Below are 23,070 nucleotides of genomic sequence, written 5' to 3'. Positions count from 1 at the left end.
AGCCAACCAAAATTAGTGTGCCAATGAAGCAGAAGCGTTGCATGATGAACCCCGGCTTCTTGGAGCAAGTCTTGTTAGCTGGATTTAAGTTGGCGGCTAAATTCTAACCATTCATGCGGACGCCCTGCCTGAATAGGCAAAAGAAGACTTATATCTCTATGGACAACTATACAGCGAGCAAGGCTCAGAATTAATTGAGACAGAAGTCGGTGGTTATCAACACTACTTTAAAGCCGTGGCCGATGCGATTCGACTTGGCACCGATAATCCAGTTCCCGCAGAGCAAGCGCTGCAAAACATCCAGCTTATAGAGATGGCGCTACAAAGTAGCGAGACCGGGGAAACTGTGCGTGTAGAATCGTACTAATAGATTTAGCGTTGACTGATATTGATAAGATAAGTGAGTTATATCAGTAACATGTATAAAGTTGATCTGTTTTAGGTCAACTTTATAATTCTTAGGTCTCTCCTATTTAAACAATGACTCCCCAACTGTATTTTTCATCTACATCGATTGAGATTTTCTCATTTTCTGGCTTCTATAATTTTAAGATGCCATGCTATAAGAAGTGATATTAAATTTAAAATAACATTACTATAAATAAGATTATTCTTACATAGTTTTAAGACTCTTTCTATTGTGATGGGGCTTGGAAAGTATCAGAGTCTCAATGGTAATTATTGATTAGCTGGTACACAAATGGTTATAAGAAATGTAAATTTATTAAATCACTCTAGCGAGATAGATAGTTGGATTATAGATCATATTATAAATTATGATCTATCAACTGTGGTTGATGTTTTTTTTCAGCCAAAAATTAATATTATTGACCAAAGTATTTTTGGTTTTGAAGCACTATCTCGAGTAGTAGAACCATACTCTAAACATATTATGTTGAATGTGCTAATGAAAGTTTTTATGAGAAATACTGAGTTAGAAAAGAAACTTTTAAAATTTTTACTAGATAAAGTGATTGAGTTCCTAATCAGACAAAATTCAATAAGTGAAGAGGTAGTTCCTATTTCTATTAACGTATCAAAAAGGTTATTGTCTGATCCGGATTTTATAAGTATTCTTGATATATCACTATCCACGTATAATTTTCCTAAAAGAACTTTAATTATTGAAGTGCTAGAAGACTCCTGTGAAGAAGTGCCTTTATTATTATTATCTGAAAAAATAAAAATACTACGTGCTTTGGGTTATGGTGTTAGCCTAGATGATTTTGGTACTAAAGATGCAAATTTTGAAACTTTAATAAGCTGTGACTTTAGCGAGATTAAATTAGATAGATTCATTTTAAATGATATTGAAAATAAATCAAAAATAATGTTTATTTCATTTATGGCTAAGTTGACTGAATCATTAAATATGGATTTTGTTATTGAGGGGGTTGAAACGGAAAGACAATTAAATATATTAAGAAATTTAGGAGTTAGAGTGTGTCAAGGTTTTTATTTTAGTACACCAATATCACAAAGGAGTGCACTTGAATTTATAGTTTCTAATAAATTAAAAATAAGTAATTTGTCTATATTAAATTAGTTATAATATTAGATAAGTATTCATAATAATCCTTTCAATTTACCTATTAAGAAAAATCCTACAAAAGAGTAGTCCTAATCCTGATTGAAGGAAGCTGATTAACTAGTAGAATGCAATCGTCACTTAACGGTGATATTAAAAATTAAGCCTTTAATGTTATTAGGTTTTTTAGTTAAATTTAATGTTATTAGGTTTTTTAGTTAAATATTTTTATTAGTAAGAATTCTTAAGGAAAAAAAATGAAAAAATATACATTAGCTCTTGCGGTAAGTGCGGCTATTCTTGGTTCATCAGCTATGGCTGCTGCTGGTCCTAACCATATTACGTTTATTGGTGAAGTGAGCGATCAGACTTGTCAAGTTGCTATTAACGGTAATGATACAAATCCAGTTGTATTATTACCTACTGTTGCAACCACTGACTTTGCTTCAGCGGGTGATGTCGCTGGTGAGACTACGTTTGTTATGAGTGTTTCTGGCTGTGACGGAACAGCTGTGACTGCGAAAACTCAATTTGTAGGCAATGCTGTTGATACAAATGGTTATATGAAAAATATTGCGGCAGATGGAGCAGAAAACGTAGCTCTTCAACTACTAGCTGAAGGTGCTGCGATTGATCTTAACAATTCTCTACCTGTTGCAGGTCCATCTGTAATTGCAGGCGAAACAGAAGGTTCTGCTGAATATGCGGTTCAGTATGTTGCTACTGATGCTGATGTAACTGCAGGTGCAGTAACTGGTACTGTTCAGTTCTCAATTACTTACCTATAATTTATTCGGATTTTTCCGTATATCTTGAGAGGCCTATCCATTTTTGGGTAGGCCAGTTTAGGGGAAATCTATAGTGAATATTTCTAAAATATTTATTTTGACTACAATAATTTTTTTTTGTAGCACCTTAAATGCTAGTGTTGTAATGACAGGAAGTAGAGTTGTATATCCTGCTCATATGAAAGAAAAAAACATTCAATTTAAAAATAATGATTCTTATCCCAGCTTGGTTCAATTATGGGTAGATGAAGGAAACATAGATTCGACTCCCGATAACTCTGATGCTCCTTTCATAATTCTTCCTTCTGTTTTTAAAATTGGTGCAAATAGTGGGCAAAGTGTACGTTTAGTTTATATAGGTGATTCATTACCTAATGATAGAGAAAGTGTTTTTTATTTAAATGAGCTACAAATTCCATCAGTAAGTAAAGATATACAAGATAACAAACTTCTTGTTATGTTGAAAAATAGAGTGAAATTATTCTATCGACCTGATGGATTATCTGTGGATAAAAGTGAAATATCTAACATGCTAGAGTTTAGTTTTTTACATAAAGAACCAGCTTTAGAAATAAAAAATACTAGTCCATATTATGTTTCATTTAATTCTCTATACATTAAGTTAAGAAATGAGCAAATAAAATTCATTCCTGATATGGTGCCGCCTTTTGACAGAATTATAATTCCTATTAATGATGTCAATATTAATCGAGGCGAAGACGTTATAATTGAATTTGCGATTATCAATGATCTTGGGGCGATAATTAAAAATGAAAAGGAAGTCAAGTTCTAAGTTTACGAGGTTGCCGGTGAGTATGTTAAAAATAAGAGGTTCTTTTTGGAGTAATATAAAAATAATTATAATTTCTCCACTGTTCGTATTAAATTCTTACAATGTATTGGCTGAAGAGTATATCTTTGATGAGTCACTGTTATTAGGCAGTAGATATAATTCTTTAGCATTGAAAAAAGTGTCTCAAGTTGATATTCCTTCAGGCAAGTATCAGGTTGATTTATTTATTAATGATCAATTTGTATCAAGAGAAATATTGTTTTTTCATGAACATGATAAAGAAACGTTACCGTGCATAAATGATACATTATGGTTGAATAAGGTAGGAGTATTATCTGATTACTTAGAACCAGTAGAGTTTTGTGACTTAGGCTTGCACGTTAGAGGTGCAACTTATAATTTTAATGCACAGAAACTACGTCTTAATATAGCCGTACCTCAAGCATATTTAAATAGAAAACCTCGTGGATACACTTCACCTGAAACTTGGAATACAGGTGAAACTGCATTATTTACTAATTACTATGGTAACTATTATCACTCAGAAAATAGCCAAGGTTCTCGTGATTCGGCCTACGTAGGCTTAAACTCAGGCTTTAACTATGGTCTATGGCGTGTTCGTAATCACTCTAGCGTTCGTCATAGTGATCTTGGAAGTGACTTTACATCGTTTAGGACTTATGCAAATCGAGCTATACCGAAATTTTACTCTGAATTGGGAGTTGGGCAACTATCAACCCGTAGTATCGGATTTGGTAGTCTAGCTTTTACTGGTATTCAATTACATACAGATAATCGAATGTTACCAATATCTCAGCGTGGTTTTGCACCAGTCGTTCGAGGTATTGCACAAACGACGGCCAAAGTAGTTATTAAACAGGATGGAAAAGATATCTATACAACCACTGTTGCTGCGGGTCCGTTTGTTGTTGATGATTTATTTCCAACAAGCTATCAAGGGGATCTGTTGGTTGAGGTTCATGAAGCAAATGGTCAGGTTTCATCATTTATTGTGCCTTTTAGTGCAGTCCCAGGTTCTATGAGATCAGGTCGTGCGCAATATGCTCTATCATTAGGTAAAAATCGTAATACGGGTAATGATGATTATTTTGCTGACTTTGTTTATGAGATCGGACTTTCTAACTCGTTGACGTTAAATAGTGGTATTCGAGTAGCTGATGGTTATCAAGCTTTAAGTGCGGGTAGTGTGATTAATACTCCCTATGGCGCGTTAGGTGGAACGGCGGTTTACTCTCATGCTAAGATCGATGGTGGATTTTATGGTGAAAAATTATATACAGGTTGGAGAGCTGGATTAAACTATAGTAGAGCATTTAGTAGTGGTACTGCAATTACATTAGCTGGTTATAAATATTCTACTGAAGGATATCGAGAATTAACCGATGTATTTCAGCAAAGATATTATTTCGATAATAATTATGGGTATGGATTTAGTTCTGCATCATACTTGCAAAAAACAGAAATGAGTTTAAATATGACTCAACAATTGGGTGACGCAGGAAGTTTATCTTTATCAGCAACAAAACGACAGTATCGCAATGGTCGTGGTGATGATGATAGCTATAATTTAAGTTATTATAAGCAGATTGGAATAGTTAATTTAGGATTAAACTATTCACGCATGTATACTAGTAAAGAATTAGATGGGACTACTGTAGCGGCTAAATCATATAAAAATGATGTGTTTGGTTTATCTTTATCACTTCCACTAGGGAGTGGTCATCAGGTTATTTCAAGTAATTACACTCATACCGATAAAGGCAGCTCCAACTTTAACATCGGCTTATCTGGTACGTTAGAAAATGATCCAACATTTAGTTATGGTATTAGTACTAGTTACCAAGGGGGGGATGGCTATGAGAGTAATAGTTTTTCAGCATCAGCGAGTAAAAGAACGAATATCGCTAACCTTCGAGCGAATTACTCTCAGGGGCATAATTATCGTCAAATAAGCGCTTCAGCTAATGGTGCGGTTGTGTTGCATAAGGATGGAGTGATCTTGGGTCAATCTGTAGGAGAAACTTTTGCAATTATTGAAGCTGCTGATGCCCAAGGCGCTAAAGTTAGAAACAACTGGGGCTCCGAGTTAAATAGTAAAGGCTATGGTTTGATGTCCAGTTTAGTTCCTTATCGCAGTAATCGTGTAGTGCTAGATAGTGGCTCAATAGATGACAATGTTGAATTACTCGAATCTCAGCAAGTGGTTATTCCTTCTGCCGGGGCGGTTGTACGCTTAAAATACGATACGCGTAAAGGTTTGCCAGTACTGTTCTCAACGAAATTAGCTACGGGTGAGATTGTACCTTTAGGCGCTGAGATTTTGGGTGATCAAGATGAGAATATAGGTACCGTAGGACAAGCTGGGTTAGCCTATGTTCGCTTAGCAGAACAAACAGGAAAGCTTCGCCTAGTATGGGGTGAGGGGCGCAAACAGCATTGTCAATTTAACTACGATTTAACAGGATATGCAACGGATGTTCGATTACTTCGCTTACCCGCTGTATGTTCTACAATAGATAATAGATAGGGGGAAATGATGCGAACGAAAACAACGAAAGCATTATTTGGATTGATTTTGTTACAACTAAGTACATCGGTGTTTGCGAAATGTATGCGAACGCCAAACACTTCTAATGTTTATTGGCCAACGGATTGGCCACCAGTTGATACTGATGCCGGCATTGTAAAACCTTGGATTGGTGCTCAATCTGGTGGTGGATTGAATATGGGGAAAGTGAATCTTCTTTCTGATCTTATTCAACCGGTCGGTGAAACTATTGCTAATGGTGGGCCAGTACCATTAACTCAGTTTGGTAATTATTCAGGGTTTGATCCTGAACAGATCCTTTTTGTATGTACACCCGATGAGGAGCCTTATTTATATGAAGGTTTTATTCTTACGGATTCTGATTATCAAGGTAATACGGTTACCGATCCAAGGGTACCAGAACATACCAATACGACTTTTGTAAAAAGAATTGGTTTTCGAGTTCTTCATGTAGATACGGGTAAATATTTTACTAATAAGTGGCAATTAAAAAAAATGGACGGGCTTGATCGGGATAAATATGGCCGCTTGCTGGTTAAGGCTAAAAATTTTAGTGCAGTCCAATTGGAGTATGTGAAGATTGCTAGTCCTACACCTGTGGTTAGATCTAATGGAACTACGCTCAATTATATCGCCCCAAATCTCGGAGATTTTGGTTATTTTGATGCGTTTGGATGGACGTTTTTAGTCTCGCATCATCCAGATAATGCCTATAATAATCAAATACCTAACTGTAGGGAAGGTCAAATTTCTGCTTATCAATGCTCTTCATGGCCGTATCGTGAGTGGGTGCCTGGAACGCTATCTAATACTCATGCTCATTTAGGAGGCAGCGGCGGCGGTGGCTTTACATCGTATAAAGGGTGCATTTTTAGTCAAGTTACGCCGTCGGTTGTGTTTGATTCTATCAGTGCTAGTGAGTTAGAGGCTGGTGAATATCGAAGCGGAAAAATTGAAGTAATTTATGAATGTGAAAATGAAGCAAAATTTGGTACAGGCGCTGGTAGTAATGCGATTGGTTTTAAAGTTAATAATTTTGCCAAGAGTGTTGCAGAGCATTTTGGACAGTTAACAAGTGGCAATGGGGTGAAAAAGCTTTTCAGTGATGCATATTTTCAAGATGACTTCGCTAAAGGAGTAGGAATTGAACTGTTTTCATCAGGTAGCCAAACACCAATGAATTGGTTAACGATAGATAGCGGGAAGGGAAATGGCAATGTGGATGGCTGGTATGGTATTACAGGTGATCGTTTGAATTCAGATTCTGATCCGATAGGTATTTATCGAGCTGAGTACGATGTTAAGTTATCTAAATTTAGTCCTGCAGTTGCGGTCAGTCCTGGCAAAGTTATTGCTATTGCAGAGGTTGTAGTATCAATACAATAAATTTATTTTATTGTTCACATAAGCCTATATTTTATTAGAGAATTATTTTTTGAATATTTTATTTTATAAACATAATATATTATTTTTATTATCTTTGTGTTGCTTATTTTTTTCTAATATTACTTATGCTGTGGTTATTCCAGAGACAAGTCGAGTTGTTTACAACTTAGATAAAAATGAGCAGTCATTATATATTTACAATAAAAATAAGTATCCAGTATTAGTCCAATTATGGAGTGATAATGGCGATGTTAGTAGCTCACCGGAGGTAGAAAGTGATTCACCGATCATACCTTTACCTGCTATCTTTAGATTAGCTGAGGATGAGTCTAAAAATATTCGTTTGATTAAAGTAGATGATAATGTAGCGAAGGATAGAGAAACACTATATTGGTTGAATATATATGAGGTGCCTCCTTTACCTGATGTATCGATGAATGATGAAGATAGTTCTGTGCTAATGGTTACTGTTCGTACGCAAATTAAAGTAATTTTACGGCCTGAAAATTTATTTAAAATGATTGAAGATATACCAAAAAAAGTAACATTTGAAATTGATAATGGTCATTTGATTTTAATAAATAATTCACCATTTTATATAACAATATCCTCTTTAACATTAACAGAGCGAGATAAAGACTCTTTATATGATGGTATGATTGAACCTTTCTCTAAAATTCCAGTGGATTGGAATTCGGGAAATAAAATAGAATCTCTATTTATAAACTATATCAATGATCAAGGTTCTGAAGTCAGCATGACGATAAAAAATAAGAATTAACTTTGTAATGCTCAAGTAATATTAATCTTTTTGTTTTAAAATAAAGGAGTTACATATGTTTAAAAGAATAATAATAACGTTAGCTTTTTTACCAATATTTTCTTTTGCCAATCAAGTAGACGATATTGACGTTGTGGAAAACAGTCTTAGTGGATTTTGGGTTGGTTTGGGTAGTGGGATTGTTATTCGTGATAACAATAATGCATTCAAATATAATAAAAAATATGGACCAACGGGAAAATTTGAAATTGGCTATAAGTTTACAGATAAACTATCAATTTTCTCATCTTATGATTACTCTGACACCTTATCTAATAACAAATTACATATAGCTACTTTGGGGTTAAAAGGTAACGTAGGATTGACAGAAAACTTCTCATTATTCGCAAATTTAGGATTCAGTGGTTATTTTTCAGGTTCGACAACAAGCCTTTATAAATCTGATAGTTATGGTAGCTCTGTAGGTGCAGGTCTGGAATATAAATTATCAAATAGTTTCACGACTAAACTGGGTTACAATTATTTTAATGATATTGAGTTGAAGAATGGACGTGATAGTAATCTACATCAAATTTATTGGGGGATAACATATAAATTTGGTCAACCTAAAGATACGGTATTAATAACTGAATATGTACCAGAAATAGAATACAAAGAAGTATTTACCGTTGAAGAGATAACTAAATTTATTAGCTCTAATTATGTAGTAACCTTTCCATTAGGTAAAAGTGTCGTATCGGAAAATACTGCATCAGAATTTTATTTGCAAGAAGTCGTTCAGATCATGAAGGAATACCCAGAAGTTACAGCACAATTGATTGGTCGTGCAGATAAAACAGGAAGTTTTACTGTTAATAAAAAGATCTCTGAACAGCGTTCAGAATTTGTAAAAAATTATTTAATACAGCATGGTATTAGTTCTGACCGTATTTCTTTATTTTCAGTATCGAACTTAGACCCGCTTTCAATTGATAACAGTGAAATAGAGCGTTCGGTGGAGATTAAGATTAAATAATATTAATTATTTTGTTTAGAAATATATTAACACGTTTAGAAAGCTAAATTTAACACATATGATTATTTAACTTTATAAAAACCAAGGTCGAGCTCAAATAGCTCGACCTTGGTTTTTATAAAGTTAATAATAGGTTTTTTATGAATATGGCTATTTTTATAATTTTAATTTTTTTATTTTCAAATGATTATAGAGATAAAGAAGAATTTTCATATCAAGATAATATATTAGAACAGAAATTAAAAGCTAGTCGAGGAGAAAATATTAAAACAATAAAGAAAGACGTTAATGTTAATAAAAAAGAAGAGATTTGTTTTTATTTTGATAAAGATGAAATAGAAAATTATAAAATGGAAAAGGAAGTTATCATTTTAGGAGATGGAAGAGTTAGAGTTCCAGGTGATGGTAGCATATGTTATGAAAATAAAAGTGATAATACTATATACTCTACTCATAGAGTTATACTTACTTTTTATAATGATGATGAGATCATGTATGGTGTTATTGATGTAAATGTAAATAATAATATTAAAGATGAAATATTTATTGATTTTCGATATGGTGACTAACGGGCTAACATAATGATTTCTATTTAATGTATAAGATTATTTATTGACGGTAAGTGATATTTCTTCCATGGTCATCATTCCTGATGACAACCATGGTCGATCTACTATCTCTAGAAATAAATTATTAATATTCAAAAGAAGGGATAACGACTTCTACTCGACGATTTAACTGCCTTCCTTCAGGAGTGTCGTTTGAGGCTATTGGTTGCGACATTCCTAATCCTTCTGCAAAGTAGCGTCTTGGATCTAGCCCTTTACGCATTAACGCTTGTGCTACGCTTTGAGCGCGCTTCTCTGAGAGAATTTTATTATAATCTTCTGAGCCTGTTGAGTCAGTATGGCCAATAATGATGATTTTTGCTTGAGGGTACTTTGTCATTATCGACATGATATCATCGAGTATATATAAAGCCTCTGGTTTTAGTTCTGCACTATCGATCTCAAATAAAGTGCCTGATACTTTAGATTCAAAAATATTCTTTATTGGTTCTACTTCTGGCATAATATTCTGTTCAATATTTTCTTGTTGATTAACCAGAGATTTTTTAGAATATTCAGGTTTATTAAATTTATATGAAACACCTAATGTTACTGTATTTGATCCAGTCGTCGTTTGGTTATTACTTATATCAAATAACTTTTGATATTCTAATCTTATATCCCAATTTTCATTGGTACTATATTCAAATCCAACGGCTCCAAGATAAGATCTATCATCATTAATCGAACCAAAATCAACAAACGCACCCCCTATTTTTGTATAAAACTTGGTGTTATTAGTAATTGTTTGTGATAGTTTTGCTGCTAATGTAATAGCTTGGATATTATCATGATTGAAGTTATAACTAGTAAAATTACCTATATAATCATAGCCTGCTTCTAGAGATAAATAGTGGTTAAATGTATTACCTAAAAATAATCCAAAAGAGGAGCTATTGTCTTTACAGGAAATAACACTATTTTGGCATGCATTTAAGTCTAGCCATGTTTTACCCGTTTTAGCCCCTAAATATAAATCTGAGTAAGCTAGACCTGAATTTAAAGAGAAAAATCCAGTTAGTGATAATGTTATAATGTTGTTTTTTATCTTCATTTTATGTCGATGCCTTAAAAATAAAAGTTTACTATTATGTATGGTTTTAGATTTTTTATGCCTAATAAATATATTATATTATTTTAGTTTATAAACGTTTGTAGGAATATTCTGATTCTATGTATGGATATGTCTTATTTGAAATGAGATGATATAATAATATTACGAGAAACGTAATTACTATTAAAATAGAACTTTTAAAAATAGAGTATAATTCTATTTATTAGCTAAAGAGGAATTTTTTGAAATGTGTGTTACAATATTATATATCTAGGATGATTCTGAGGTTTCCATTTTGAATGACAAAAGAGTTATAATTGTTGACGACCATCCACTTATTTTAATGGCGGTGAAAATTATTATTGAAAATCATGGTTTTAATGTGGTTGCTACTGCTACAAATGGGATGGATGCGATCAAGTTGGTGCGTGAGTTGGAACCTGACATCATGATTATTGATATAGAGATTCCAAAGTTAGATGGTATCGCTGTGATTAATCGTATTCATACTTATTCATTTAATACTAAGGTATTAGTTCTTTCATCTCATGATACAGAGTATGCAATTAATAGTTGTATTAGAGCAGGAGCCGCGGGGTTTGTTTCAAAACAAAAAGATTTAGAAGAAGTTATTTCAGCTATCAAAGCAATTTTATCGGGTTATATTTATTTTCCTAGTTTAGATGTTTTTAAAAAGAAAATTGATAGTTTCTATAAAGTAAATCCTATGAAAATTAATTTATCCGCTAGAGAAATTATGGTATTGAAAGAATTAGTAAAAGGAAAGCCGAATAAACAAATTGCCAGTGAAATGATGTTGAGCGATAAGACAATTAGTACATATAAAGTTAGATTATTTAAGAAGTTAGGTGTTACTAACTTAATAGAACTAACAAAGGTTGCACAAGATAATAACATTGTTTGAGGTTATATGCGCTATTTTATTTTAGTTTTATTATATAGTTCTTTTTCCTATTCTTCAGATATTAGTAAAAGGGATATATCATTATTTGGTCGACCAAGTATAGGGCCAATTGAGCTCATTAAAAATGAGAAGCAAATCACTTGGCTGATGCAAAAAAGAATATTAAACGTTGGTATTTCTATCCCAGATTACCCCCCATTTGATATGACAATTGATGGCGGTAACTGGTATTATGAAGGTTTGACAGCTGATTATTTGAACATAATATCTCGTATGTTAGATTTGAATGTCAATTTAGTTTTATTTGATTCTCGATTCGATGCTATAAATGCAATAAAAAAAGGAGAGATAGATGTATTAACCACATCAAATTTATTTGAAAAATATTATGAATTGAGTTTAAGTATACCATATATTAATGACTATCCTTCATTGTATGCATCGAAAAGAAACATCAATGAAAATAGTATAAATAGTATTGCTATTGCCTATGATTATTTACCTGATGAGCTATTAGAAAATTTATATCCTTCTGCTAAAATTGTTAAGTTTAACTCTAGACAAGAAGCCGTTGCTTCAACAGTTTTTGGTCACACGGATGCTGTAATTATTGATCATTTTTCTGTCGATTATTTAGTTGAATCTCGTTATTCATCAAATCTATATTTTTTGAAGTTTTTACCGATTGAAACATATGGTGTATCCTTTGCTTTTTCTAGTTATTCAAATGAGTTAAGAACTTTATTTGATTTAGCTATAAAAAATATACCTCTAAGTGAGCATTGGGCTATTAAAAAAGATGGTCTGGTGGTGTAACAATTCCAGATATTCATTCTAGCTTTTTACCTCAATTTAGTGAGGAAGAAAAGCAGTGGCTGAAAAAAAATAGTCCAATAAAAATTGGCTTATTGGATTTTAGCGCGCCAATAAGTTATTTTGATCAAAGTGGAAATTTACGAGGTGTAGCGTCCGATCTATTAGAAGTTTTAATGCTGTATAGCACTGATGATGAGTTAAAATTTGAAATAATTCGTGCAACAACTGTGGAAAATTTAGAGAAAAAACTACTAAAAGGCGAGATAGATCTAGCATTATTAACACCTACAGTGAAAAGAGAAAGAAAATTAAATTTTTCAAAGGTAGTTTCTAGATCACCTTATGTCATAATGACAGAAAAAAATAAGAAGGATATTCGAACTTTATCATCATTTGTGTTACCTAAAGGTTATGGTTTATCTTTTTTTATTAAAGATAAATATCCTAATGCTAAAATTTTAAAAGTTAATACTTATCCTGAATCTATGAATTTAGTTTCTTCTGGAAAGGTTGATGCAACCGTTGCTCCATTAGGTATGGCTAATTATTATAAAGATTTGTATTTTAATAGTGACTTAAAAATATCTGGGTTATTAGATTCAGTCTCTTCGTTTTCTATTAGTTTCGCTTCAAATAAAGATGATGAAGTTTTAATGAATATTATTAACAAGTTTCTTTCTGTTGTCCAGCCCGATGAACTTAAAAAAATTGAAGACAGATGGACTCGTCAATTAGTTCAGGGGCAAGAAACTTGGCGGGACTATAAATATACAGTTTTAACATTAGGCTCCTTCTCGGCATTATTTATAATTCTATTGTTTATATGGTCTCTTACTACACGTTGGTATTATAAAAATAAGCTCATGGCTCAAAGAGAGCTTGAGAATCAATTGTTTTTTATGCAGCAAGTAGTAGACAGTATCCCTCATCCTATTTATGTTAGGGATATCAATGGAGTATTGATACTTTGTAATAATGAATATCAAAATATATTTAAGGCTTACCAAAAAGAAGATATTCTGTATAAAAATATTTCTGAGGGTAAACATAGAGTAGCAGAAGTCGATGATATAGAGTTAGAATATAAAAAATCCATAGAACAGAATGTTTTTATAAGTAAAGATAGGAAAATAACTATTGATGGTAGAGAAGTTAATATTTTTCACTGGTTTAAACCTTACAAAAATATTGAAGGAAATATTTGTGGTTTGGTTGGTGGCTGGATTGATATTAATGATAGAATAAAGTTACTTGAAGATCTTGTTTTAGCTAAAAATTATGCAGACGAAGCAAGTAAAGCAAAAAGTAGATTCTTAGCGGTTATGAGTCATGAAATCAGAACGCCAATAAATTCAATCGTTGGTCTATTGGATTTAATTAAAAAGCAATCAAAAACAGGTGTAATAAACTATAATTATATTGATGCTGCAAATCAGTCAGCAAGTGATTTATTATATTTAATTGGTGATATTCTAGATATTGCAAAAATTGAAGAAGGTAAGTTTACATTAACACCTAAACGATTTAATCTTCGTGAGACTCTTGAATCTATATTTAGAGTGTATTCTAATTTGGCTTCACAAAAAGGGCTTTATTTTGCACTGGATATTGATGAACTAATTTTTGAAGATATGCTATATGATGAGTCCCGTGTAAAGCAAGTTTTAGTAAATATTATTGGTAATGCAATTAAATATACAGATTATGGGAGTATAATTGTTAAAGCTAAGTTAGTTAGTAAACAAAAAGATAAAAGAATGGTTGAATTTTTTATTCAAGATACAGGTGTTGGAATACCAAAGCTTGAATTGGATAAAATATTTGATGCATTTAGTCAGGCTAAAAATCATTCAGGAAGAGGTGGGGCTGGATTAGGTCTAATGATTACAAAATCTATTTGTGATTTGATGGGAGCTGTAATTTCAATTAGAAGTAAAGAAGGGGATGGTACGACTATTACCATTCTAATTCCTTTTACTGCTTTAGAAGATATTGTTGAAGGAGATAAAAATATAAAGTCAAAGTCTTTGATTTCTAGGTGCTTAAATATATTAATAGTCGATGATTATTTGCCTAATAGACTATTGTTATCTGAGCAGATAAAATATCTAAATCATTCAGTTACAGAAGTAGATAATGCTAAAGACGCATTTAATTTATATTCTGTCAATCAATATGACTTCATTATTACTGATTGCAATATGCCTGATGTGAGTGGTTATGAATTATGTTCTAATATAAGAGATTATGAACTAAAAAACAAATTAAGTCCTATTTATATTGTTGGATATACAGCAAACGCACAAGAAGAAGTTTTTGAAAAATGTATTAAAGTTGGAATGAATGATTGTTTGTTTAAACCGATAACTATTGATGATTTATCAAAAGTACTAAATGATTTTATTGATATGGATGTTAGTTCTGATAATGAAAAGAGTGATTTAAAAAAAGGTAACAATGCGAATTTATTATGGTTTAATATAGATAGTTTGAAAAAAATAACAAATAATAATAATGATCTTATTTTTCAGTTATTAGAAAAAGTCTTTTTGGAAAATAAAAAAGATGTTGATTGTTTAATCGAATATGCAGAAGTTGGTGATGTATCAGGTTGTAAATCGATTATACATAAATTTAAAGGAGCATCAAAAATAATCGGGTCTGAAAAAGTATTATCCATGTGCTTAATTATGGAAGTTCTCGATTCAATTGGTGATATTAATTTATATTTAAACGATTTTTTAGCAATGATTTCAAAATTAAATGAAGAGATTCATAATTATCTTATGAATAGTGATAACTAATTGAGTTTTTAAGTATAATTCATTGATAATACAGTCTGTTAAGAGGGACACGGTCCCTCTTAACAGACAGGATTTTAAACCACGCCTTGCTCTATCATGGCATCAGCAACTTTACGGAACCCCGCGATGTTAGCGCCTAGCACTAAGTTATGTGGTTCGCCAAATTCTGCTGCCGTATCACGAGCGTTGCGGTAAATGTTTTTCATGATGACTTTGAGTTTTTCATCGACTTCATCAAAACTCCACGTTTGCATGCTCGCGTTTTGCGCCATTTCTAATTGGCTGGTTGCTACGCCGCCAGCGTTTGCGGCTTTCCCTGGACCGTAATAAATTTTAGCCGCAAGAAAGACTTCTACAGCGTCTTGAGTGGATGGCATGTTGGCCCCTTCAGAGACACCGATAATGCCATTGGCGACGAGAGCCTGTGCATCTTGTTCCGTCAGTTCATTTTGTGTCGCGCATGGGAAGGCTAACTGAGCTGGAAAGCGCCAGACGGCGTGTCCATCTTGTGGATAATCACTGGCTGGGATATAGCAAGCGTCAGGATGCTCAGTGAGATACTCTTCTAAGCGCACTTTACGTACTTCTTTTAATGTTTTTAACGTGGCTAAATCAATCCCGGTTTCATGATAAATCGTCCCGTTAGAGTCAGAGCAGGTAATCGGTTTTGCGCCCAGCTCGTAGAGTTTTTCTATGGTGTAAATAGCGACATTGCCAGCGCCGGAAACTAAGCACGTTTTACCGCTTAGCGAGAGGCCGTTATCTTCCAACATATTTTGTGCGAAATAAACGCAGCCATAACCGGTGGCTTCCTTACGCACCAAAGATCCACCCCACAACAGGCTCTTTCCAGTAAAGACACCATCGTAACGGCCAGTTAACCGTTTGTATTGACCAAACATATAACCAATCTCACGAGCACCTACACCAATATCGCCAGCGGGTACATCGCATGTCGGTCCAATATGACGATACAACTCATTAATAAACGATTGGCAAAAGCGCATGATTTCGCCGTCGGATTTGCCTTTAGGATCGAAATTGGCTCCGCCTTTACCGCCGCCAATCGGTAAACCGGTCAACGCATTTTTGAAAATTTGCTCAAAGCCTAAGAATTTAATGATGCTGGCATTGACGCTCGGATGAAAGCGTAGCCCACCTTTGTATGGGCCTAATGCCGAGTTAAATTCAACACGATAGCCTTTATTGACCTGAACCTGTCCTTGATCGTCTACCCAAGGCACTCGAAACATGATTTGGCGTTCAGGTTCAACAATTCGTTCAATAATCGCATGCTGTTTGTATTTATCGTTGGTTTCTAGAATGGGCTGTAAAGAATCTAAAATCTCTTCTACCGCCTGATAAAATTCAGCTTGTGCAGGACTTGTTTTTTGTAATTTGACAATGGTGTTGTGAATATAAGTCACGATGTGGTCCTTGTGATGTTATCCCTTGATACTGGACGGTATTCGTTGGTCATCAGATGATGATAGCGATACCGCCTCCTCGTCATTAACAGTAACAGACTGAGCTTTGGTTATTTTTATAACTGTCACCAATGAGAAATAATGCACGGAAAGTAGTTAAAAATCTATGGAAAAACAAAGGGAAGAGGAATTTTTTGCGAGGAGGAAAATAAAAAGGGATGCGCGATTACACCCCTTTATTGATTTTTTTGACGTTTAACCTTGATAGGAAGTCAAACGAGGAGCGTTATGACGCTTATCGGTAAGTCGCGCGTAGCATCCATGCGGTTTTTTCATGGACACGCATTCGGTCAGAGACCAGTGAAGCCGTGGACTCATCGTCTGCCGCTTGAGCGAGTTTCAGTACATCACGGCAAGTACGGATTACTTGCTCATGAGATTGAGTAAGAATGTTGACCATCTCCACGCCATCAGTTAACCCTACCACTTCTTTGATTGAGCTAAGTTCAGCAAATTCTTTATAGGTTCCCGGCGCTGCTACGTCTAAAGAGCGGATACGCTCGGCGATGTCATCCACTGCAACCGCGAGTTCAGTGTAGTGCTCTTCAAACATTAAATGCAGTTCACGGAACTGTGGCCCAGTAATGTTCCAATGGAAATTATGGGTTTGTAGGTACAGGGTGTACGAGTCGGCCAGTAACCGTTTTAGTCCTTGGGCAATGTTAATGCGATCAGATTCATTGATACCAATATTCATCTTTATCTCCTTTATTGACTTATACCTTTGCGACTTGAACTTACGTGGTGTTGGCTAGGTTCGCTCGCCCCAATCACATCGTTGTCTATGGGGGCTTACTCACTTACCGTCTTTCTGTAACGCCAAATTGTTTAGGTATATAACTTTTTAGTTGAAGTTGCAGTGTTGGTTTACTTTGCTTATTTCACGCCCATGATCATCTATGTTCATAGGCTAAACTCTCTGACTACCTACCTGCAACGTCAACGGGTTTAGGTATGAGCACCGATACATACTTCACATAATGGGATAGAACTCGTGATAGATGCAATGCAGTTTGATTATGGTTAATGTTATCGAATGCTATTCGACTACTATCTACCTACCTTGCTGAATCTTCAAGTTATTTGGACGTTTACCTATCAGATTAATCGTTCGAGGCGATTAGCCGCCACTAGCGATATTGCCTATTCTATGCCTCAAGCGCTAAACGTTGAGAAGATTTTTTCTAACTCGTGAAGGTGCGCAAGTTTATTGATGGCAGAACATTCAGCTTGATCTAAAGTGTAGTAGAGCAAAAAGTAACACAATGAAAGTATAAGATTTTTAGATAGAAATCTACCCGTGAATGCGATGAATCATCGCAGCAATGTGTCGCAAGGAGAAGATAATGGAAAACAATAACACCTCGTCAGGTGGCAAGTGCCCAGTTATGCATGGTGCCGTGACATCGAATGAAATGACCAATATGGATTGGTGGCCTAAAGCGCTCAACCTTGACATTTTGCACCAACATGACACGAAAACGAACCCAATGGGTGCAGATTTTAATTACCGTGAAGAACTAAAAAAACTCGATGTTGCCGCTTTAAAAAACGACCTCAAAGCGTTAATGACCAATAGCCAAGATTGGTGGCCAGCCGACTGGGGTCATTATGGCGGTTTAATGATCCGCATGGCTTGGCACTCGGCCGGAACTTATCGTATTGCTGATGGCCGCGGCGGTGCGGGTACGGGTAACCAGCGTTTCGCTCCTCTCAACTCTTGGCCAGATAACGCCAACTTAGATAAAGCTCGCCGTTTACTGTGGCCAATCAAGCAAAAATACGGCAATAAAATCAGCTGGGCGGATTTGATGATCCTTGCCGGTAATATGGCCTATGAATCGATGGGTCTTAAGACCTTTGGTTTTGCTTTTGGGCGCGAAGATATTTGGCATCCAGAAAAAGACATTTATTGGGGTTCAGAAAAAGAGTGGTTGGCACCGAGTGGCGCTAAAAACAGCCGTTATTCGGGAGAGCGAGATCTTGAAAATCCATTAGCAGCAGTAATGATGGGCCTGATTTATGTCAACCCAGAAGGAGTCGATGGTAAGCCAGATCCACTGAAAACGGCTTATGATATGCGTGTTACTTTTGAACGCATGGCAATGAACGATGAAGAGACGGTGGCGTTAACCGCCGGTGGTCATACCGTTGGTAAATGTCATGGTAATGGCGATGCGGCGAATTTAGGCCCCGCCCCTGAAGGCGCGGAACTGGATGAGCAAGGCTTAGGCTGGATGAATCATACTAAGCGTGGCATCGGTCGTAATACGGTGACCAGTGGTATTGAAGGGGCTTGGACAACCCATCCAACCCAATGGGATAACGGCTATTTCTATTTGCTGTTTACTTATGATTGGGAATTGAAAAAGAGCCCAGCTGGCGCTTGGCAATGGGAACCGATTAATATCAAAGAAGAAGATAAGCCAGTTGATGTTGAAGATCCAAGTATTCGCTATAACCCAATCATGACTGACGCCGATATGGCGCTGAAAATGGACCCTGCTTATCGCAAGATTTCTGAGCGTTTTTATCAAGACCCAGCTTATTTCTCTGAGGTGTTTGCTCGCGCTTGGTTCAAGCTGACGCACCGTGATATGGGACCTAAAGCTCGCTATATTGGTCCTGATGTCCCTAAAGAAGAGTTGATTTGGCAAGATCCAATCCCAGCGGGACGGTGTGATTATGACGTTGATGCGGTGAAAGCGAAAATTGCCGCCAGCGGCTTAAGTATTAGTGAAATGGTCTCCACCGCTTGGGACAGTGCTCGTACTTTCCGAGGCTCCGATAAACGGGGTGGTGCGAATGGTGCGCGGATCCGTCTCGCGCCACAGAAAGATTGGCAAGGGAACGAACCACAGCGTTTGGCGAAAGTGTTAGCGGTATTAGAGAAGATTGCTGCTGAAGCAGGGATCAGTGTCGCTGATACTATCGTGCTGGCTGGTAACCTTGGGGTAGAAATGGCGGCTAAAGCGGCGGGCGTGGCTATCACCGTACCGTTTGCTCCTGGTCGTGGTGATGCAACGCTAGATCAAACGGACGTTGCTTCATTTGATGTCCTTGAGCCGGTGGCTGATGGTTTCCGCAACTGGTTGAAAAAAGATTATGTCGTCAAGCCTGAAGAGCTGCTGTTGGATCGCGCACAGTTGATGCGTTTAACCGCTCCAGAAATGACGGTACTGATCGGCGGTATGCGTGTACTGGGGACTAACTATGGCGGTACGCAGCATGGTGTATTGACCGATAACGTGGGCGTATTAAGTAACGACTTTTTCGTTAATTTAACCGACATGCGTTATACATGGAAACCGACGGGGCGTAACTCGTATGAGATTTGTGACCGCAAAACGGGTCAGGCTAAATGGACGGCAACCCGAGTCGATTTAGTCTTCGGTTCAAACTCGATTTTACGTGCTTACGCTGAGATTTATGCGCAACAAGATAACCAACAAAAGTTTGTGCATGACTTCGTTGCTGCCTGGAGCAAAGTGATGAATGCCGATCGTTTTGATCTATTATAATCATTGATTGATTTAATCTGTAAACGTCAATAGCCCCCAAATCTGGGGGCTATTTTTTTAGTAGCACTATGGCTAAGAGAATCTGGCTAGGATGAGGAAGCTACCATTGACTGCCAAAAAGCTTGCCACGCTTCAGGTTTACCATAGTAGGCACTCGGCTGTACGGAGCGCCACTGTCCATTTGCCAATTCAATCATCATCGATGGGAATCCCCGTAGTTGATACTGAGCCATCAGTTGTTTGCTATTGGCAATCGTGGCTGGTAAATCAGATTTGGCTTGCTGCATGGCGTTGTGCCATTTATCGTGCTCAATACCTAATTGGCTTGCTAACTGAGCCAATACTTCAGGTTCGGCAACGGTTAATCCTTGTTGATAATGGGCTTGCTGAATTTTTTTCAGCATCGCCAATCCTAGGCCTTGCAATTCCTCAGCGGCGATGATCGCCTGAGCGGTAAGGTAAGAATCAACGATGAGCGGCTGCTTACTGGCAATTCGTGAGCGGTACGCTTCACCAAAAACTTGTCCAGTCACCAAACTAATCTGTTGGTCTGCCTCTAATATATGCGCTCGAAACTCGGCGGCCAATTCGGAGCGTGGCAACATCCCACCCGGATGTAACTTAAGTGTGATAGTCGGCATTTCAGCCAGTGTTTCTAGTAGTGGGCTAGCACCGAAACACCAGCCACACATTGGGTCAAAAAAGTAGTGTACCTTTACCATTGCATTTCACCCATATGTACTTTCGCGCCAATCTCTAATGCCATTGGTAAACCGGCTTCAGGGTAAAGCTTAAGCATACGTTTGATTAATTGTTGGCTATCTTTACTGGTTTGTTTCGCTTTAGCAAAATCCGTTAAATAGCGCTGAGCAAAGCTAATCGCTGAGGCATCTAATGGAGTGCCGGCAATCATGTGACCAGGGATCACCACTTCTGGTTTTAAGGCTTGCATGCGCTCAAGCTGCTGTGCCCACGCTTGACGGCTCGCATCGCTTTGCGCATCGGCCATCCATAGGTGAACGTTACCGTAGACCGCCACATTGCCCAAAATGGCTTTGTTGGCTGGGATCCATAAGTAAGGGCGATGGGCTAGCTCACCTTCAGCATCGTGGATCTCAATAGTTTGTCCATCAATCGTCAGTGTTTTACCATGATAAGCGGTAGGCAATACCGGCTTCACTGGCGCGTTAGTGCCCATTTTCGGAGCCCAGAATGCTAATTTACCATCCAGCTTTTCTTCAATTGTCGCGCGAACTCCCGGAGTGGTGAGGACTTTGGCATCAGGGAATAGCTCATGCAATACTTCCGCGCCAAAATAGTAATCAGGATCCGCTTGGCTAATAAAAATCGTGGTTAGGTTTTTGCCTGAATCGATGACTTTAGCGGCAATGCGTAAGGCATCGGCTTTGGTAAAGCCAGTATCGATCACCATGGCTTCTGTTGCGCCGTAAACTAAGGTTGAGTTTACATGAAAGCTATTGCCATCGGCGTTGTAAACGTCCAGTGTTAAAGGTTGCTGCGCCGCAAATGCAGTGCTGCTGATCAGTGTAGTTGCGGTCAGTAGAGTCAGTTTTTTCATGATTATTTATCCTAAAATAGAGTATCGAAAGTGGGTTATCGGTTCGGGAGCTATCATACGAATTAGACTTGTTCGGATATATAGCTAATAATTGACATCATTGTTTCTTAATTCGAACTAATACGATGGATAAACTGACCGCGGCTCAAGTATTTCTCGACGTTGCGCTTACGCAAAGCTTCACCGCCACAGCCGATCGACTGGATATTTCGCGGCCGATGGTGACTCGGCACATTGAAACCATGGAAAGCTGGTTACAAACGCGATTACTGAATCGAACCACACGTAAGGTGTCGTTAACCACTGCTGGAGAGCAGTGTTTAGAGGCGATTAAACTCTGGGTAGAGCAAGCTCAGCAGTTAGAACATCAACTGATGGATAGTCAGTCCTTAGCGGGAAAAATTCGGATTGCGACCAGCATGTCATTTGGTTTTGCGCAGTTAATTCCGGCGGTAAAGCCGTTCCTCGCCAAGTATCCGCAAGTTGAGGTCGATATTGATGTGCAAGATAAAACGGCAGATCTGATTGCTGAGCGGATTGACTTGGCGATTCGGATTGCCGCCGATCCGGATCCCTCGCTAATTGGTCGCCCGATAGCAAAATGTGAGTCGATATTAGTGGCTGCGCCCAGTTATTTAGCTGCGCATCCGGCGATCACCCAGCCGAGCGATCTCGCTCAACACGCTTGTTTAGGATATAAAAATTTCGAGCGACATATTTGGCATCTCACGCAAGATGAGGTATTACAATCAGTGGAAGTGAGCTGCCGCTTGACCGCCAATGAGGCGACCACTTTGCTGCATGCTGCCGTGCATGGCATGGGTATCGCGTTGCAGCCAACGTATTTAACCAGTGGTGCGTTAGCAAAAGGTGAGGTGGTATCGGTTTTAGCTGACTGGCAGCCAAAAACCATGTCGATTTATGCTTTGTATCCGTCAAGGCGACATTTATCACCGGCGGTCAGGGCATTGATCGATCATTTAGCGGATTACTTTTCTAGTCATGACTGGCAGGATATTGTTTTATAGTGATATCCCCGTCCTACCTGCAACTCCAAGTGATTTGGGTATAGATAAACGTGAAGAGTAAGTAAAGAGAGGTAAGCAGAGCGAGCAATGAGCTGGCTCCGCTTATTGATTAAGCCAGTGCGCCTTGTTGTTGCGCTTGTTTTACCAATGCTTGACGTTGAGCTTCCATTGCTGATTGCACTTCACTTTCCGTATGTGCGTCTTCTTCCACTGCCTGTGGGACAAATACATAGAACTTGTTAATGGTCATCGTTGGATCTCAATGTTGATGTTGGAGTCTAAAAAATAGAGGATGTTAACTCAGTTAACATCCTCCTTGATGCTTATTTTTTAGGCGTAGATACTAAGGATGAATTTATCAGTAGTCAACCCTTTCGCTAGCCAATCG

General features: G+C 37.0%; 19 protein-coding genes and 1 pseudogene. 14 read left to right on the top strand and 6 right to left on the bottom strand.

The window, feature by feature from the left end; translation table 11 throughout:
- Positions 1-136 precede the first annotated feature (136 nt).
- The 9 genes and pseudogenes from FKN88_RS04485 to FKN88_RS04445 all read left to right on the top strand — a co-directional run.
- A pseudogene (locus FKN88_RS04485) lies at positions 137-367 on the top strand (Gfo/Idh/MocA family oxidoreductase); the annotation flags it as partial.
- Positions 368-700: 333 nt separating this feature from the next.
- Positions 701-1,546, top strand: coding sequence for an EAL domain-containing protein (locus FKN88_RS04480; protein ID WP_154170791.1), 846 nt, complete (start codon positions 701-703; stop codon positions 1,544-1,546).
- A 239-nt stretch (positions 1,547-1,785) separates the two neighbouring features.
- On the top strand, positions 1,786-2,316 hold the full coding sequence (locus FKN88_RS04475) for a fimbrial protein (RefSeq protein WP_154170790.1): 531 nt from the start codon (positions 1,786-1,788) through the stop codon (positions 2,314-2,316).
- A 73-nt stretch (positions 2,317-2,389) separates the two neighbouring features.
- Positions 2,390-3,109, top strand: coding sequence for a molecular chaperone (locus FKN88_RS04470; protein ID WP_154170789.1), 720 nt, complete (start codon positions 2,390-2,392; stop codon positions 3,107-3,109).
- A 22-nt stretch (positions 3,110-3,131) separates the two neighbouring features.
- Positions 3,132-5,657, top strand: coding sequence for a fimbria/pilus outer membrane usher protein (locus FKN88_RS04465; protein ID WP_154171218.1), 2,526 nt, complete (start codon positions 3,132-3,134; stop codon positions 5,655-5,657).
- Between the two features lie 6 nt (positions 5,658-5,663).
- Positions 5,664-7,064 (top strand): fimbrial protein, encoded by a 1,401-nt coding sequence (locus tag FKN88_RS04460; protein WP_154170788.1) that lies wholly within the window; start codon positions 5,664-5,666, stop codon positions 7,062-7,064.
- Between the two features lie 49 nt (positions 7,065-7,113).
- Positions 7,114-7,845, top strand: a complete 732-nt coding sequence (locus FKN88_RS04455; RefSeq protein ID WP_199249671.1) for a molecular chaperone — start codon at positions 7,114-7,116, stop codon at positions 7,843-7,845.
- A gap of 55 nt (positions 7,846-7,900) precedes the next feature.
- Positions 7,901-8,860, top strand: a complete 960-nt coding sequence (locus tag FKN88_RS04450; protein ID WP_154170787.1) for an OmpA family protein — start codon at positions 7,901-7,903, stop codon at positions 8,858-8,860.
- Between the two features lie 140 nt (positions 8,861-9,000).
- Positions 9,001-9,429 (top strand): hypothetical protein, encoded by a 429-nt coding sequence (locus FKN88_RS04445; protein WP_154170786.1) that lies wholly within the window; start codon positions 9,001-9,003, stop codon positions 9,427-9,429.
- A 124-nt stretch (positions 9,430-9,553) separates the two neighbouring features.
- Here FKN88_RS04445 and FKN88_RS04440 read toward each other — a convergent pair whose 3' ends face one another.
- Complete coding sequence (locus FKN88_RS04440) at positions 9,554-10,522, bottom strand: OmpA family protein (RefSeq protein WP_154170785.1); 969 nt, start codon at positions 10,520-10,522, stop codon at positions 9,554-9,556.
- Positions 10,523-10,817: 295 nt separating this feature from the next.
- On the opposite strand from FKN88_RS04440, the gene FKN88_RS04435 reads away from it, so the two are divergent.
- The 3 genes from FKN88_RS04435 (at position 10,818) to FKN88_RS04425 (ending at position 15,067) form a co-directional block, all read left to right on the top strand.
- Positions 10,818-11,447, top strand: coding sequence for a response regulator transcription factor (locus FKN88_RS04435; protein WP_199249674.1), 630 nt, complete (start codon positions 10,818-10,820; stop codon positions 11,445-11,447).
- Between the two features lie 6 nt (positions 11,448-11,453).
- The gene (locus tag FKN88_RS04430) at positions 11,454-12,263 is read left to right on the top strand and encodes a transporter substrate-binding domain-containing protein (RefSeq protein ID WP_306687267.1); all 810 of its coding nucleotides are present in this window, start codon (positions 11,454-11,456) and stop codon (positions 12,261-12,263) included.
- Positions 12,264-12,436: 173 nt separating this feature from the next.
- Positions 12,437-15,067, top strand: coding sequence for an ATP-binding protein (locus FKN88_RS04425; RefSeq protein WP_373567167.1), 2,631 nt, complete (start codon positions 12,437-12,439; stop codon positions 15,065-15,067).
- A gap of 74 nt (positions 15,068-15,141) precedes the next feature.
- Here FKN88_RS04425 and gdhA read toward each other — a convergent pair whose 3' ends face one another.
- Positions 15,142-16,494 carry an NADP-specific glutamate dehydrogenase gene (gene gdhA / locus FKN88_RS04420; RefSeq protein WP_154170783.1) on the bottom strand — a complete coding sequence of 451 codons (1,353 nt, stop codon included), beginning with the start codon at positions 16,492-16,494 and terminating at the stop codon, positions 15,142-15,144.
- Between the two features lie 295 nt (positions 16,495-16,789).
- Positions 16,790-17,251: a Dps family protein gene (locus FKN88_RS04415; RefSeq protein WP_004396773.1), complete on the bottom strand. Its 462-nt coding sequence runs from the start codon at positions 17,249-17,251 to the stop codon at positions 16,790-16,792.
- Positions 17,252-17,900: 649 nt separating this feature from the next.
- On the opposite strand from FKN88_RS04415, the gene katG reads away from it, so the two are divergent.
- On the top strand, positions 17,901-20,075 hold the full coding sequence (gene katG, locus FKN88_RS04410) for a catalase/peroxidase HPI (RefSeq protein WP_154170782.1): 2,175 nt from the start codon (positions 17,901-17,903) through the stop codon (positions 20,073-20,075).
- An 86-nt stretch (positions 20,076-20,161) separates the two neighbouring features.
- Here katG and FKN88_RS04405 read toward each other — a convergent pair whose 3' ends face one another.
- A complete protein-coding gene (locus FKN88_RS04405) occupies positions 20,162-20,797 on the bottom strand; it encodes a DsbA family protein (RefSeq protein WP_154170781.1) in 636 nt (211 codons plus the stop codon).
- Positions 20,791-21,654, bottom strand: coding sequence for an MBL fold metallo-hydrolase (locus FKN88_RS04400; RefSeq protein WP_154170780.1), 864 nt, complete (start codon positions 21,652-21,654; stop codon positions 20,791-20,793). Before FKN88_RS04400 ends, FKN88_RS04405 begins: the two co-directional genes overlap by 7 nt.
- A 125-nt stretch (positions 21,655-21,779) precedes the next feature.
- Between FKN88_RS04400 and FKN88_RS04395 the strand changes: the two genes are divergently transcribed.
- Positions 21,780-22,682 carry a LysR family transcriptional regulator gene (locus tag FKN88_RS04395; RefSeq protein WP_154170779.1) on the top strand — a complete coding sequence of 301 codons (903 nt, stop codon included), beginning with the start codon at positions 21,780-21,782 and terminating at the stop codon, positions 22,680-22,682.
- A gap of 109 nt (positions 22,683-22,791) precedes the next feature.
- Here the strand turns inward: FKN88_RS04395 and FKN88_RS04390 are convergent, their stop codons facing one another.
- Positions 22,792-22,932: a hypothetical protein gene (locus tag FKN88_RS04390; protein WP_004396768.1), complete on the bottom strand. Its 141-nt coding sequence runs from the start codon at positions 22,930-22,932 to the stop codon at positions 22,792-22,794.
- Between the last annotated feature and the right edge of the window lie 138 nt (positions 22,933-23,070).

The organism is Vibrio sp. 2017_1457_13, assembly GCF_030851525.1.
Classification (GTDB): Bacteria; Pseudomonadota; Gammaproteobacteria; order Enterobacterales; family Vibrionaceae; genus Vibrio; species Vibrio metschnikovii.
Note: the sequence above shows the minus strand (reverse complement) of the source record. Positions and strands in the feature narration are given on the sequence as shown.